This window comes from Nevskia sp. (genome assembly GCF_051860985.1).
Taxonomy (GTDB): Bacteria; Pseudomonadota; Gammaproteobacteria; order Nevskiales; family Nevskiaceae; genus Nevskia.
Window position 1 is genome coordinate 111,268 of sequence record NZ_JBIMKV010000013.1, and the last position, 13,777, is coordinate 125,044.

At 60.7% G+C, this 13,777-nt stretch carries 12 protein-coding genes and 4 pseudogenes; 8 read left to right on the top strand and 8 right to left on the bottom strand.

Features of this window, described 5'->3' with window-relative positions; genetic code table 11:
* Window positions 1–6: 6 nt before the first annotated feature.
* The 5 genes from ACTIGJ_RS14000 to ACTIGJ_RS14020 all read left to right on the top strand — a co-directional run bounded on the left by ACTIGJ_RS14000 (window position 7) and on the right by ACTIGJ_RS14020 (window position 6,800).
* The gene (locus tag ACTIGJ_RS14000) at window positions 7–948 is read left to right on the top strand and encodes an oxygenase MpaB family protein (RefSeq protein ID WP_439640940.1); all 942 of its coding nucleotides are present in this window, start codon (window positions 7–9) and stop codon (window positions 946–948) included.
* Window positions 949–1,126: 178 nt separating this feature from the next.
* Window positions 1,127–2,209: a tyrosine-type recombinase/integrase gene (locus tag ACTIGJ_RS14005; RefSeq protein ID WP_420465435.1), complete on the top strand. Its 1,083-nt coding sequence runs from the start codon at window positions 1,127–1,129 to the stop codon at window positions 2,207–2,209.
* Between the two features lie 118 nt (window positions 2,210–2,327).
* Window positions 2,328–3,857: a hypothetical protein gene (locus ACTIGJ_RS14010; RefSeq protein ID WP_439640941.1), complete on the top strand. Its 1,530-nt coding sequence runs from the start codon at window positions 2,328–2,330 to the stop codon at window positions 3,855–3,857.
* A protein-coding gene (locus ACTIGJ_RS14015) for an IS3 family transposase (protein WP_439640942.1) occupies window positions 3,784–4,937 on the top strand; the annotation gives its coding sequence in 2 pieces (ribosomal slippage) (window positions 3,784–4,021 and window positions 4,021–4,937; 1,155 coding nt in all). Before ACTIGJ_RS14010 ends, ACTIGJ_RS14015 begins: the two co-directional genes overlap by 74 nt.
* Window positions 4,938–4,943: 6 nt before the next feature.
* The gene (locus ACTIGJ_RS14020) at window positions 4,944–6,800 is read left to right on the top strand and encodes a tyrosine-type recombinase/integrase (protein WP_439640943.1); all 1,857 of its coding nucleotides are present in this window, start codon (window positions 4,944–4,946) and stop codon (window positions 6,798–6,800) included.
* 615 nt (window positions 6,801–7,415) lie between these two features.
* Here ACTIGJ_RS14020 and ACTIGJ_RS14025 read toward each other — a convergent pair.
* Complete coding sequence (locus ACTIGJ_RS14025; protein WP_439640944.1) at window positions 7,416–8,669, bottom strand: OmpP1/FadL family transporter; 1,254 nt, start codon at window positions 8,667–8,669, stop codon at window positions 7,416–7,418.
* A gap of 293 nt (window positions 8,670–8,962) precedes the next feature.
* Here ACTIGJ_RS14025 and ACTIGJ_RS14030 point away from each other — a divergent pair, with 293 nt between their 5' ends.
* Window positions 8,963–9,544 carry a TetR/AcrR family transcriptional regulator gene (locus ACTIGJ_RS14030; RefSeq protein ID WP_439640945.1) on the top strand — a complete coding sequence of 194 codons (582 nt, stop codon included), beginning with the start codon at window positions 8,963–8,965 and terminating at the stop codon, window positions 9,542–9,544.
* A gap of 196 nt (window positions 9,545–9,740) precedes the next feature.
* Complete coding sequence (locus tag ACTIGJ_RS14035; protein WP_439640946.1) at window positions 9,741–10,166, top strand: GFA family protein; 426 nt, start codon at window positions 9,741–9,743, stop codon at window positions 10,164–10,166.
* Window positions 10,167–10,601: 435 nt separating this feature from the next.
* Here the strand turns inward: ACTIGJ_RS14035 and ACTIGJ_RS14040 are convergent.
* A pseudogene (locus tag ACTIGJ_RS14040) lies at window positions 10,602–11,120 on the bottom strand (IS5 family transposase); the annotation flags it as partial.
* 169 nt (window positions 11,121–11,289) lie between these two features.
* On the opposite strand from ACTIGJ_RS14040, the gene ACTIGJ_RS14045 reads away from it, so the two are divergent.
* Window positions 11,290–11,676 (top strand): helix-turn-helix domain-containing protein, encoded by a 387-nt coding sequence (locus ACTIGJ_RS14045; protein ID WP_439640947.1) that lies wholly within the window; start codon window positions 11,290–11,292, stop codon window positions 11,674–11,676.
* Here the strand turns inward: ACTIGJ_RS14045 and ACTIGJ_RS14050 are convergent.
* The 6 genes and pseudogenes from ACTIGJ_RS14050 to ACTIGJ_RS14075 form a co-directional block, all read right to left on the bottom strand.
* A pseudogene (locus ACTIGJ_RS14050) lies at window positions 11,653–11,856 on the bottom strand (XRE family transcriptional regulator); the annotation flags it as partial. The gene ACTIGJ_RS14045 and the pseudogene ACTIGJ_RS14050 sit on opposite strands and share 24 nt — an antisense overlap.
* Window positions 11,814–12,101: a virulence factor gene (locus ACTIGJ_RS14055; protein WP_439640948.1), complete on the bottom strand. Its 288-nt coding sequence runs from the start codon at window positions 12,099–12,101 to the stop codon at window positions 11,814–11,816. The pseudogene ACTIGJ_RS14050 and the gene ACTIGJ_RS14055, both read right to left, overlap by 43 nt.
* On the bottom strand, window positions 12,101–12,301 hold the full coding sequence (locus ACTIGJ_RS14060; RefSeq protein WP_439640949.1) for a DUF5397 domain-containing protein: 201 nt from the start codon (window positions 12,299–12,301) through the stop codon (window positions 12,101–12,103). Before ACTIGJ_RS14060 ends, ACTIGJ_RS14055 begins: the two co-directional genes overlap by 1 nt.
* Window positions 12,302–12,427: 126 nt before the next feature.
* Window positions 12,428–12,892, bottom strand: a pseudogene (locus ACTIGJ_RS14065) (IS5 family transposase); the annotation flags it as partial.
* A 74-nt stretch (window positions 12,893–12,966) separates the two neighbouring features.
* Window positions 12,967–13,299: a DinB/UmuC family translesion DNA polymerase gene (locus ACTIGJ_RS14070; protein ID WP_439640956.1), complete on the bottom strand. Its 333-nt coding sequence runs from the start codon at window positions 13,297–13,299 to the stop codon at window positions 12,967–12,969.
* Window positions 13,300–13,347: 48 nt separating this feature from the next.
* Window positions 13,348–13,662, bottom strand: a pseudogene (locus tag ACTIGJ_RS14075) (DNA polymerase thumb domain-containing protein); the annotation flags it as partial.
* Between the last annotated feature and the right edge of the window lie 115 nt (window positions 13,663–13,777).

Genomic DNA, 13,777 nt, shown 5'->3' on the forward strand with positions numbered 1-13,777 from the left:
GCTGCCATGCCCAATCCGAAGCGGTTCCTGCAACAGCATCTGACGGCCCCGATCGAGAAGCGCCTGCGCGACTGGGTGGTCAGCGTCTTCCCGCGCGATGAAAAGCTCGCCATCGAGTACGACCAGCCGCTCGGCGATCCCGGGCTGTTCGGCCCGGACTCGGTCACCTGGCGCGTGCACGGCGATTTTCCCGCCATGATGGCCGGCGGCATTGCGGCGCTGATGCTGCAGACCCTGCATCCGACGGCGCTCGCCGGCGTCTGGGATCACTCGAACTTCCGCGCCGATCTGGTCGGCCGGCTGCGCCGCACCACGGCCTTCGTCGCCGGCACCAGCTACGCGCCGGTGTCGGAGGCCGAGCGCCTGATCGCCCGCGTGCGCCGCATCCACGACCAGGTCCATGGCGTCACCGAGGACGGCCGGCCGTACCACGCCAACGATCCGGCGCTGCTGACCTGGGTGCACGTCACCGAGGTGTCGAGCTTCCTGCGCGGCTACCTGCGGTATGCCAATCCGGCGCTGCCCCGGCCGTTGCAGGATCGCTACTACGCCGAGAACGCCCGGGTTGCCGAGGCGCTGGGGGCGACCGACGTGCCGGTATCGGTCGCCGAGGTCGAGCGCTATTTCGCGGACGTGCAGGGCGCGCTGCGCTTCAGTGCCCGCTCCCGCGAAGTGCTGCGGGTGCTGGACGGCATCCGGCTGCCGATTCCGGTATCCGGGGTGTCGAAGCACCTGTTCCTCGGCGCCGGAGCGGCCCTGCTGCCGGACTGGGCGGCCGGCCGCATCGAGCGCGGGCCGGCGCTGCGGCTGCGCGATGCCGCAGCGGCGCGCAGCCTGAACGCGCTGGGGCCGCTGTTCCGGGCGGCGCTGACCGATGGCCTGGCGGCACGGGCCTGCCGGCGGGTCGGGCGCGATCCGGCGGCGCTGCGGCGGTCGCTGCCGGCGTGACCGGAGCGGCCGTCCGCAAGATCGTCCATGTCGACATGGAAAGTCGCATGCCGGGTGTTGCATTACCTGAAACGTCTGGAACTCTGGTCTTTTTCTCAGAGATTCGAGGCGCGACATGCAGTTGGTATGGTCAACAGGCGACTTGCGCCTGGGGGGAATTGCCAGAGAGGGCTTCCCCTTGCTGCTGTTCGATTCAGGCGAGCCCCTAGAACCGGTATTCCAGTTTCTGGTCCATTGCTGTTTGCACCGGGCTCGGGCCCAGTCGCGAAAGACGTGGCAGGCGTACGGCTACTCGTTCAAGGACTTCTTCAGCTTTCTAGAAGCACAGGGGCGAAGCTGGTCGGAACCCCGTATCCAGGGGCAGCCATCGCTGGTAGCGGATTACCGCACCTGGGCGCTTGAGGAGAAGCAGCACGAGGTCGACACGATCAATGCCCGATTGGACCTGATCGTACGCTTCTATGACTTTGCCCACCGTCGCGGATGGATCGCAGAACTGCCTTTCGGGTTCGAAGAACGGAAGATCGGGGGTCGCAACGACTTTCTGTCCCACGCCGTCACGCCGCCGACCACCAAAGCCGTCGCCGACGTGAAGTTCAAAGCGTCGCGCCGCCAACTAAAGGTGCTATCAGTTGGCGAGGTCTCATCGTTCCTGGTCGCGCTGAAGAACAAAAGCCATCGGCTGATGGCGAAGTTGCAACTCGACACGGGCATTCGAACGGAGGAGCTAGTTACCTTCCCCGTCACGTACCTCGCAGATCCGCACACCCTGCCGCACCGCCGACAGTACTTCGCGATCGCGTTACGCCCGAACGAGATGCGAACCAAGGGCAACGTCGAACGAACGATCCACGTCCATCGCGACGTGATGGCCCAGCTTTGGGCCTACCGGAATCTCGAGCGCGCCCAGCGAGCGGCGTTCAGTACGTCTGGCTCGGCGGCGCTGTTCTTGACCGAGGATGGAGGACCGTTCGACCGAAAGACGGTCTGGTCGATCTATCGCGGAACTAGCCGCGCCACCGGCTTGCAAATCCACCCACACATGCTCCGCCATACCTACGCGACGCACATGCTGGCGGCGCTAGCGAAGTCGCGCAATGTCGGCAATGCGTTGCTCTACATTCGCGACCGGCTGGGCCATTCGTCGGTAAAGACCACCGAAAAGTACTTGCATTACGTCGATGCCGTGGCTGAATCAATCATGGACGAATATCAGAATGACCTGACAGCCCTCCTCGCCGGAGGCTCGACCAGTGGCTGACATCATCGTAGTTCCCGACTCGGCTCGGTCCCGCGGGACGACATTCGAACTAGAGCCATTCCTGGGACGCGGGATCGATCCGATAACCAGGGGCCTGCAGCTGGTCGCTGCGCAAGCATTGCGCGACAAGGTCTACAGCCCCTCGTCCGTTTCAGGGCTCGTCCGCACATTTCAAGGCCAAATCTTCCCATGGCTAGTTGAAGCCGCAGCGTCGCTTGGCAGGCCTTTGACTTTCAATGACATCGACCCCGATCTAGCCCTACGGCTGGCTGCTGATCTGCGCCAGCGTCTGAACTACACGACAGCTGCAAAGGTTTTTCAGAGATTTCTGCTGTTCCTGAAGTTCGCATCTCAGATCGGACTCTCGAAGCCGCTTGCGGAAATCCGACCACCAAACCCGTTCCCGAAAACGAAAGCCGCGCAGCGAGCAACACTGCCCTATTCGCGCAGGGAGCGGTCAGAACTCCTGGGCTGTCTCGCCAAGGACTTGCAGAGCATTCGCGCTGGGACATCCGTGCTAGCCCCTCTCGAGGAACTCGTCGTGTATTTCCTGCTGATTGCATTCCGATCAGGCTTCAATGCCACTCCGTTGCTAGAACTCAGCCGCGATGCGATTCGCCCTCATCCGCTTCGAAAGGATTACTGGCTCTTGGTCGGGTACAAACTGCGAGCCCTGAGGACGGTGAAGGCTTCAGCGAAATGGTCCGAACTCGTTGATCAGTTCGCCACGGTGCCCACCGATCTTGTCACGTTGTATCGCGAAGTTCTCGCCAAAACGGCCCCCGCCGTTGACTTGGTGGACGTTCAGCACAAGCACTACGCATTCTTGCGCCCCCCACTTGGAAGCCGAGCAAGCGCACGTGCCGGACAGTCGGTTCCTCTAACAAACGCCGATGTTTCCACGTGCATTCATCAGAGGCTGGCGGCGCGATATGCCATAACGGGAGACGACGGAAAGCCCCTGCGAATCAACTTGCGCAGAATACGAGCGACGCTTGCATCGAGAGCCTACGAATTATCCGGAGGCGACCCATTCGTCGTCGCGAAGCTTCTCAACAACAGTCCGTTGACCGCGGCGATCCATTACCTGTCCGCGCCGCCTGACGCCGCGACTGAATTTGCGGCGGCACTTCACACGTATGAGAACCGTCTGCGCAACGGCACCCCAGCTTCCGCCGAGAAGACGCCACTGGGGAAATGCAGCGATACCAAAAAAGGGCGCTACGCGCCCAATGACGGGGTAACACATTGCCAACGGTGGCTCCATTGTTTCAAGTGTCCGAATCACTGCGTGTCAGGTGATGACGACGACCTATGGCGCCTTTACTCGTTCTATTGGTTGCTGCAACGCAATGCCGAAAAGCTGCGCCACATGCCCATCTCTGGGATGACGAGGTTTGCGATCAGGGTGATGGACGAAGTCATTCCATCGATCTTCGGGCCAAAGGCGATATCCGCTAGGGACCGTGCTCGACACAACCCGCACCCGTTCTGGGTCCGCATGCGCGACGAGGGTTCTACCCCGTTTCTACGGACACTTTCGAGAAGGCCGATACTGGCCACAAGGAGTGTCTATGTCGAAGCGAAGGAAGTTCAGCACGCAGTTCAAGCAAGGAGCTGTCGAGCAGGTGCAGCAGCCTGGTGTTAGCTGCGCCCAGGTGGCGCGGGAGCTGGGCATCGGTGCCAACCTGCTGACCCGCTGGCGCCGTGAAGCGGAGGCTCAGGCCCCGGCGTTCACCGGGACCGGGACCGCCCGTGACGAGGAGCTGGCCAAGCTCAAGCGCGAGCTGGCGCGGGTGAAGAAGGAGCGGGATTTTTTGCGCGAAGCGGCGACGTTCTTTGCCAGGGAGTCGTCCTGAAGTTTCAGGCGATCCGGCGTTGCCGCAATGACTTTCCTGTTCGTCTGATGTGTCGGTGCCTGCGGGTGTCGGCCAGTGGCTACTACGCGTGGGAGCAGCGGCTGCCGAGCGCTCGTGCCGTGGACAATGATCGGCTGCTCGGCCGTATCCGTGAACTGCATGAGGACAGCAGGCAGACGATCGGCGCACCGCGCATGCAGGAGGATCTGGTGGCCGAAGGGGAGACCGCCAGCCTGAACCGGGTTGCGCGGCTGATGGCGCAGCACGGGCTTCAGGGCTGGCCGCGGAAGAAGCGGCGCGGGATGCGTGGTCGGCCGAGTCAGCCGGCACCCGACGTCGTCAACCACCTCGAGCGCGACTTCACGGCTCTGGAGCCGGATACCAAGTGGGTGACCGACATCACCGAACTCAAAACCGACGAAGGCAAGCTGTACCTGTGCGTCGTGCTCGACCTGTTCAGCAAGCTCGTCATCGGCTGGTCGATGCATCACCGGCAAGATCGGCAGATGGTGATCCGGGCTGTCGAGATGGCGGTCTGGCAGCGGCATGGCCAGTGCACCGTCATTCTGCATTCGGACCGCGGCAGTCAATTCCAGAGCGGCGACTACCAGCGGTTCCTGAAGCAGAACACGCTGCTGTGTTCGATGAGCGCTGTCGGTCACTGTGGCGATAACGCAGCCTGCGAAGGCTTCTTCGGCATGCTCAAGCGCGAACGGATCCACCGGCATCAGTACCCGACGCTGAATGCCGCCAAAGCCGACGTGTTTGACTACATCGAGCGGTTCCACAATCCTCGAATGCGACGAAGAGTCGCCAAGCGAGATCAGCAGTTTCTAGCTCTTACCAAACCGTCCGTGAAAATGGGGTAGAACCCCGTGACGTTCTGTCCAGACGAGAGCGGCACCTTTGACGTCCTATCTCGTTACGGCGACGCCGTCATCGATTTCTCCTACCACTGCCGCACGTGGCATCCGGAGGCGAAGCTCCGCACCGCCTCCATCCCCTCCGGCTGGCACGATTCTGTGCTTGAGTTGGTGATCGCGTACTGGCGGTACGGCAGACCCGGCCAAGGGGCGCCCGAGACAACCACCGTCGTCTCTACCATCCCGAAGATTCTTCACCTGACAAAGTACCTTGCAAGCATCGGCCTGTCGTGCTTCGCGGATGTTCGACCGATTCACGTCCAAAGCTACGCGACCCTGCTAAAGGACTCCAAGGTAAAACGCAAGGCTGGGCTGAAGGCGAGAAGCCCGCTCGGACTGCACGGGGCCCTCTCGGTGCTTTCGCTCGCATGGGACATGCGACAACACATCTCCGACTCGATGACCTTCGCTCCGCTGGAACGCGGAGATCTCAGCTTCATGTCCGACTACATAAACCGGGGACCACGGCGCCCCCGGACAAAGGCACTCTCGGATACCCAGTCGACATCGCTATTCCTTGCTTGCGAAGACTGCCTATCCAAATTCGATTCACTCTATCCCCTCCACCTACGGGTCGAGGCGTGGCGGCGAGATAACCGCGGCCTCCAATCCGGACACGCGCGCTATCGGAAAGATCTGGCCAATTATGCGGTCAGCCAGGGAATGCCTTTGGCAGAGATAGGCACGGGCTTGACGCAGTGCATGGCCGCAGCATTCATTGAACTAGGCCTGCTCGTGGGGTTGCGTATCAGCGAACTTCTGGACCTGCGCGCGGGGTGCTACTACGAGACCGAGATCGAGGGCAGAGTGATTGGCTGGCTAAGAGGCCGCACATTCAAAATGCGGAAGAAAGGTGCCGAAGCCGCTGTCTGGATGGCGCCACGCCGCGTAGGGGAGATCATCAGAATTTTGGAGAACCTCAGCAAGGACAGACGAGATCATCTCGCCCAGAAAATCAAAACAATGCAGGCCGAGCTGGCAGCGCTGGGCGCCAACTCTCCCGGCAGGAAGAGCTTGATCAGGTCGCTTGCCCGGCTGTCGTACTCGCAAGACCACCTATTCATCGTTGTGCCCCGTGGAAACGGGCGAGGTGCCGGCAATGTCGTCGGGCGCGTCGGTGCGCGGTATTGGATTCAGACAATGTCACGGCGCGCGGGCCTGACATGCCCCCTCTCCATTCACGTCCTGCGGAGAACATTTGCGGTCACGGTGACCCACCAGTGCGCCGGCGATCTCAGGTATCTCAAGCAACACTTTCAGCACTGGTCAATCGAGACAACGCAGTTATACGCGATGCACGACGAGCGCGAGAAAGAGTTAATCGATGAAATCGCGAACGAGATGCTGCTGCACAAGACAGCAGTAGTAGCCAACTGGTTGACGCCGGGAACTACGCTCAGTGGAAAGGCGGGCCGTCACATATCGGGCGAACGCGAGAAGCCCGAGTTTCGCGGTGCGACTCCCAAGCGACTCGCCGACCTTACCAAGGGCCTCGCAGAAGGCGTCGTTCTCCGATCCACGGGCCATAGTTGGTGCATCTCAAGTGGCCTACCTACCTGTGGGGGCCAAGGCCTTTACGACGCGACCCATTGCGCTGACTGCGACGGGGCGGTGGTCGCCGAGGAGCACAAAAAAGTATGGACGGGCCTTGCGCTACAGATGCTGGAGGTCGAGCGACTTTCCGACTGTGGTCCAAGCGGGGCCGACCTCGTGAGACGCAGCCTCGATAGCTTCGACAGGATTCTCGAACCGCTCGGAACCAGTGTGGCCGAGCTGCGCTTATCGGCGAATAGTGAAGACGGCAAGTAGCGGGGGCTATCTGTGAGCAGGAAAGATTCGCGCACCAAGGACCTTCGACTGGCGATTCTGAGGATCGAGAAGGGGCGAGCCTCCAAAGTTCCTAAGAACGCACGGCTTTCGATCAGCAGCGTGGCCGTGGAAGCTGGCATCGCGCCTTCCACTATCCATACGCGGTATCCAGACATTGCGGAGCTAATCAGAGAGAAAATTGGAAAGGGGGTCCGAACTCAGCGTGATCGGAAGGCGTCTGCGTTAATGTACACGCGAGCACGGCTGCGGGTCTGTCGATCCGAGCTAGCATCGCAGCGAGCTTTGCTCGCATCGGTTACATCCAAGCTCTTCACGGCGCTTGCCGACCTGCAACGCTATAGAGATAGCCACGAATCGAACACCGGCCGAGTAGTTCCTCTGCCTCAGCCATCAGGCCAGAAATAGTGGTACCAGCTTTTGAGAGACCTCTAATGCGCTCCGGCGTCAGGACCACACTCGGACTGCGGTGGAGCACGCAACGCTGCCATTCGGCTGTACCGCTTCTGAGCGACAAGAACCAGCCCAAAGCGGCCATCAGCAACCGCAACTGACCGGCCGTCTGAACCGGACTCCATTGCGATTCTCTAGGAGTTTCTAAAAACGCCGGCCCACCGAGAAACCGGCTCCAATGATTTTATTCTCGATGTCCGCTTCTCCCCCACCGAACCCGTCTGGGATCGAGTCCTTTCCTTTCACCGTCCTGCGCGGTGAAAGGTTGCCGTAGGCACTGAGTTCCCAATGATCCCAGTGGTGGGTGGCGCCGACGCTGAATTGCTCCTGCAACGTCACCGGCCCCAGGAACGCGAATAAGGTGTTCTGCTCGGTCACCACGTTGGTGCCGTAGATGTAGCCGCCGCGGACGGTCAGTCTCGACGACACATCGAAAGAAACCCCAAGCTTGTAGACGTTTTGATCATCGAAACCGAAGCCCGCGCCATTTGGCGCTCCCAGCGGCACACCCGCTTCCAGCCGATCAAGGCCATTGCCAAACGCTTCTTCATTGCCATATTCGTAGCGCTGCGCTTCGATGGCAATCGTGGTCCTGGGTGATGCCTGGATCGAAAAGCCGCCGCCGTAGATGGCAGGCAGCTCCAGCCTTCCTCCTCCCGCGATCAACCCACGATAGTCCTTGTGCTTGTCATTGTGGTTTTTGCTCCGGTAGGAGGCCCCTGCCGTCAGCCACGAATTGATTCGCCACAGGACACCCGCCGAGGCGCCGAGCGTGAACACGCCGTCTTTGCCTTGGTTGGTCACATCCCCTGGCGACGAAGACACCATGGCGTTGTCCAGAAATTCCAACCCCTTGGCTGAGAAAACCTGATATCCGGAGTTGAGGCTCAGCCCGACATCGACGGAAGGACTGAGGCGGTAGGCGAGCACGCTATCCAGGCTGGTCGATGCAAGCTGAAGACTGGCTCGATCTGGATTGCCGCCGAAGCGAGCGAAAGGACTACCGTCGTAATCCGGGCCGATGCCCGCGCTGAGCATGGACATCCCGAAGGCCCACCTTTCATTCAGTCGCCGAGTAAAGCCAGCCTGCGGGATCATGTAGTAGCTCCGCCCGTCGGAATTGGCAGTGCTGTCTGCCGCGATGGCATTGCCCGAGATCGTGGCATTCGCTTGCGCATAGAAAAAATCGGATCCGACGTCGTAGCGGCTGCCCAGACCCAGTGCATGTGCTGGGTTTCCACTAAGCGCAGTGGTCTCGGCCGCAAAGCTGTAGGAGACGCCCCCCATGCCCAGTGACTTGATGCCATTGCCCCCGGCGAAGACGCCCATCGTGGCGTAGCTGGGCAACGTCACACACATCAAGGCCAGCCCCCAAACGCGCTGCGAAACAATCGTCATGATTTACATCCTGTCATCGAAAGGGACCCGGCATAGCCGGTCCGCCCGCAGGGCGCTGGTGCGGCTGGAATATCGAGCCGGCGGGCGGATTCGGTGTGTTGCAGTCTCAGCGCGCGAGAACGCGGTCTGCCCGTCAATTAGACTACATGGTCTAAGTGAAGTAAACCATTTGGTTTATAAAGAAACGACGACTCGCTCTATGCGACCGTCTGTCACCCCTCGACCTTCCCGGTTTTGCGTCGACCCTTCAAACTTCGACGATCCTTTGAGGGCGGTTCAATTGGAGAGCGTCCGTGTCACGTGCCCGTGAGTTCGATGAAGAGATGGCGGTCCAGCGAGCCATGCGCCTGTTCTGGCGCAAGGGCTACGAAACCTCGACGCTGCCCGAACTGCTCAAGGTCATGCGGATCTGCAGAGGAAGTTTTTACAACGCCTTCGGCACCAAGCGAGAAGTCTTGATCCGCGCCGTTCAACGGTATGCAGGCACCGGGATGGACGGCCTACTGTCCCCGCTGGCGACGGACGCCGCGGGGCGTGCCGAAATCGAGAAGACCTTCGCCCAGCTCCTGGCCTACATGACCAGCCCAAGGGGTCGTCAAGGTTGCTTGATCGGTAACTCGATGACGGAGATCGCGATGCAGGATCCTGAGTTGCGGGAGATACTGCTTCTCGCGCGCAAGGAAACCGAAGATGCCCTTACGCGCGCCTTCGCCAACGGCCAGGCCAGCGGCGCGATCAGCAACAACGCCAATCCTCGGTCGGCCGGCCGATTCCTGCTCAATACGATCTCGGGCCTGATGGTTTCGTGCAAGACCAACCCCGGCCCCGACGAACTAGGCGACATCATCCGGATGGCGTTGCGTGTACTTGAGTGACGGACGACTGCGCCTTCAGGCATGCAGACGATGCAGGCCCCGCGCCCCAGCCGAGCGCCGTCGATGAAGGCTCGACACGACGGGCGGGTGGTCTAATAACTCTAGACCGATTAGTCTAAATGCGCCGCGTCGCGGTGAGGTCGATCTTTCAATAGTCCTGGGAATGAACACTTGGACGAATTCGAGGAGCGCAATCATGAGTGAGCACAAAGGAAGTTGTTTCTGCGGCGCTGTCGAGTTCACCGTGAGCGGTGAGCCGGCGGCCATGGGCTACTGCCACTGCGAGTCCTGCCGGCATTGGTCCGCCGGGCCAGTGAATGCGTTCACCCTGTGGAAGCCCGAGGCGCTCAAGGTGACCAAGGGAGCAGACCATATCGGCACCTTCAATAAATCGCCGACGAGTTTTCGCAAGTGGTGCAAGAGCTGCGGTGGGCATGTTTTTTCCGATCACCCGCCGATGGGTCTGGTGGACGTGTACGCGGCTGTGATTCCGGGCCTTCCGTTTCGCCCTGCCGTTCACGTGAACTACGGCGAGAAAGTGCTGAGCATCCGAGACGGCTTGCCCAAGATGAAAGACTTTCCGGCGGAAATGGGCGGCTCGGGCGTCACCTTGCCCGACTAGACAATCCCTGCTGCCGGGTTTGTTCGCAGTCGGTCAGTGCTGTCTTACAACCGTTCTGACTGACTGCGAGAGGTTCAGATAGTCGTAGGCGCCTTGGGGCGAGAGTGCCGAAGTCTCCGATGGCCGCTCATGGCACACTCGGACACTCGCTTCGGCTGTTCGCCCGGACGAACCAATACCTGAGGATCAAGTAAGCAGACAGTCGAGGGCAGCTTTCCTGCCGTTACTGCATCGAGCAGCAAGCAATCGGATGGGGCATTTGACCCAGCCAATATTGGCGCAGGTTGGATGGCCGCCACCGGTAACTAGGGATTCTCTGATTTACCTGGTGGCTGGCGCCCCAAGCCGATAAGAAATCCGAATTATGGGTGCTTGGATCGCCTCGGATGCCTCGTTTCTTGGCCTTTCGGCCTCAATCGCTGTGCAGCAGGCGGATTACGCCTGCTGCAGCTTCATCAATTGAGCGCGCGCCAGGTACAGGTTGGCCAGCGCGCAGGTCACCTGCAGCCGGTGCAGGTTCTTGGCCAGTCCGCGGTAGCGGACCTTGGTAAAACCGAAGCGCAGCTTGATCACCGCAAAGACGTGCTCGACCTTGGCGCGCACCTTGGACTTGGTCCGGTTCTTCGCCCGCTCTGATTCGTCGATGACGCCCTTGAGACGGTAGCGCCGGTTGGTGAAATCCAGCGCCTGCGGGGCCTTCTCACGAATGACGCTGCCCTGACCGCGATACGCCTGATCACCCCACACCCGCGTCTCCTGGCCGTGCAGCAGTTCCGGCAATACCCGGCAGTCGGCCACGTTCGCCGCCGTGGCTTGTACCGAATGAATCAGCCGGGTCCGGCTGTCGACACCCACGTGCGCCTTCATGCCGAAGTACCACTGGTTGCCTTTCTTGGTCTGGTGCATCTCGGGATCGCGCTGCTGTTGCTGATTCTTGGTCCCTGGCGGCCACCCAAAGTGCACCAGATGTGGCCGGGTCAAACTGCACCACTGCGTTCGAGTGGACCTACCGCCGACGCTTTCAAACTGCACCACCCCGGCCACCGGCGTTTCGTCATCGCCAGCATGCTGCGCACCGCCGCCAAGCTGTTGCCCAGCAGTGTCGCGGTGCAATACTGCCGACATGAGCAAGCTCGCTACCGACGTTGACCGCGAAGGATTCGGAGATCGTCTGCTGCGCGTGCGCATGTGGGTATACCAGTCGCAATTCGAGTTCGCAGATACATTGGGGCTTTCGCCAAGGGCCTACGCGAATTACGAGCGCGGTGAGCGCGAGATGCCTGCCGCGGTGCTGCTCAGACTCTACGACCTGTTCCGAATCGACCCGGTCTGGCTTCTGACCGGGAAGGCGACCGCAGAGGGCGCTGTGGTCCCTCAGCTACGCAACCACCGACAGCGCGCCCTCACGCCCCCTGCGCGTTGGCGTAACGACGATTTTCACGTCATGCCCGAGAGCGGTCAGGCAATCGAGCAATCGTCGCTCGGAGACCCCGTGAAGCTGCCCTCTTAACACGCTCGACAGCTTTGGCTGCGGCAGTCCGGTGATAAGGGCTGCCTCCACCTGCGAGCACCCACGCTCTCGGATGACGCTGCCTAGCCGCTCGGCGAGCGCGGCCTTGACTCGATCCGGTGAGTCCGCCTGAGCCGTCATGTCTGCGCGCCTTTGACCACCGCCGTGAAGTCCGACCATTGCTCAATGCGGAACGCCCGGATGTCGCGTACCGCTTTCGGGAACCAGGCACGTGCTTTTAGGGCCTGCATGGCCAGGAAGAGGACCGCCATGTCCTCGTTGTCGCTGACGTAGAGGCTGCCTTGAACGCGGCGGAAGCCATGCTCGTTCAGGATGGCGCCGATTTCAGCGTAGGCTTGCGTGACGCCCTTCGGATGATGCGCTTGGGTGTCTGCAACAACCAGATCGAAAGCAACTGCGTACATCAGCGCGCCTCAGGATCATCGTTGACGTGCGTGAGTCGGTACTCGGCCTTCTCTCCGGTTTCGACAAGCGTGACCTCGACCATCCAGTCGCCGTCTTCTAGGGCGCGCAGAGCCTCACCGACTTCATACTTCGGACCGAAGGCTCCGAAACTCTTGATCTGACCGACGGGTACAGCAGGCGCGGCGCTTGGATGACCCATGACCGACTCCTAGAAGGAAACAACGCGATTATACCTATATTGGAATATCCTTCACTCCATGCGCACATCGCGCGTGGTGCACTCTGGTCCGGCCAGGTGTGGTGCACTTTGAGGTGGCCAGCAGGGCTTGGTCGAACTCGGCGCGCCAATGATCGTGGCATCCACGATCGTCCCTTTGCTGATCTTGAAGCCCTGCTCCTGAAGGTAGCGCTGGACCTGGTCAAACAGCGGCTTGCCCAGGGTGTTGCGCTCCAGCAGGTGGCGGAACTTGCAGATCGTGGTTTCGTCCGGCGGCGCCTCCAGGCCCAGGTCAATCCCCGCAAAACGGCGCATCGACGCCGAGTCGTACAAGGCCTCCTCGGCCGCCGGGTCCGACAGATCGAACCACTGCTGCAGAAAGTAGATCCGCAGCATCCGCTCCAGTGCTATCGGTGGCCGTCCGCCGCTGCCGGTATCCTTGAAGTAATACGGCTCGATCACCTCGCACAGCGAGGACCACGGCATCACCGAGTCCATCTGCTCCAGGAAGCGCGCCCGTTTGGTCGTGCGCGCGTACTTCTCAAATCCACTGCCCAGGCTCTGTTGCTTCATCAAAGTCATCCGTCTGTCCGTTCCAGATTGAAACGCAAACAGCGTGCAACTTCGAGAGGTAAATCAGAGAATCCCTAGATCAAGCTCCTCTGAGCATCGGCCTCCGGATCGCGGAAATTCGATGCACCGACCCCGACAAGCCTAAAGCGCGTCGCTGGCGGCAGATTGACCCGCGCGAGGAGGTCGACTGCTCGATCAGCCAGCATGCCAGACGATGAAAGAGCCGCCTCTCCGGTCCAGCTTCTCGTGAGCGTCCGGAACTCCGAGGTCTTCAGCTTGAGTACGACGGTGTACGCCGGCTTTCCGAGCTTAGCCGCAGCTGCCCACGTTCGATCAGCCATTCGTCTAACGTGCGGCGGTAGTTCGTCAAGCGACAGGTCAGCGGGAAAAGTATCCTCCGCCGACACTGATACGCGTTCACGTTCGGCACTTACAGGTCGTTCATCGATGCCGAGCGAAAGCTCGTGGAGACGCTGGCCGTACTTTCCAAATCGATCTTGAAGCAGAGCAAGGTCCGCTGCGCGAAGATCGGCAATTAGGAAAATGCCCAGAGTCGCAAGCTTCTTTTCCAGGACTGGGCCCACACCAGGAATTCTCCCCACTGGCAGTGGCGCGATCAGCGCTTGCGCTCTCTTGGGTCGAATTACGAACAGGCCATCGGGCTTGTTCCAGTCAGATGCAAGCTTGGCTAAGAACTTGTTTGGGGCGACCCCAGCGGAAGCGGTCAGACGCAACTCAGCATGGATCTGAGCACGAATCTTTTCCGCTACCGCGGTCGCGGTTGGAAGGCCGGTGAGATTCTCGCTGACTGAACCGCCCCGTCTTTCTCGGAGGCTTCAAACCTTGAGAGGATGAAGCCATGAACAAGTTGACGCGTTACGCACC

Coding starts and splice junctions, on each gene's coding strand:
- ACTIGJ_RS14000 (WP_439640940.1), top strand. CDS start 7: ATGCCCAATCCGAAGCGGTTCCTGCAACAGCATCTGACGGCCCCGATC.
- ACTIGJ_RS14025 (WP_439640944.1), bottom strand. CDS start 8,669: ATGACGATTGTTTCGCAGCGCGTTTGGGGGCTGGCCTTGATGTGTGTG.
- ACTIGJ_RS14035 (WP_439640946.1), top strand. CDS start 9,741: ATGAGTGAGCACAAAGGAAGTTGTTTCTGCGGCGCTGTCGAGTTCACC.
- ACTIGJ_RS14045 (WP_439640947.1), top strand. CDS start 11,290: ATGAGCAAGCTCGCTACCGACGTTGACCGCGAAGGATTCGGAGATCGT.
- ACTIGJ_RS14055 (WP_439640948.1), bottom strand. CDS start 12,101: ATGTACGCAGTTGCTTTCGATCTGGTTGTTGCAGACACCCAAGCGCAT.
- ACTIGJ_RS14060 (WP_439640949.1), bottom strand. CDS start 12,301: ATGGGTCATCCAAGCGCCGCGCCTGCTGTACCCGTCGGTCAGATCAAG.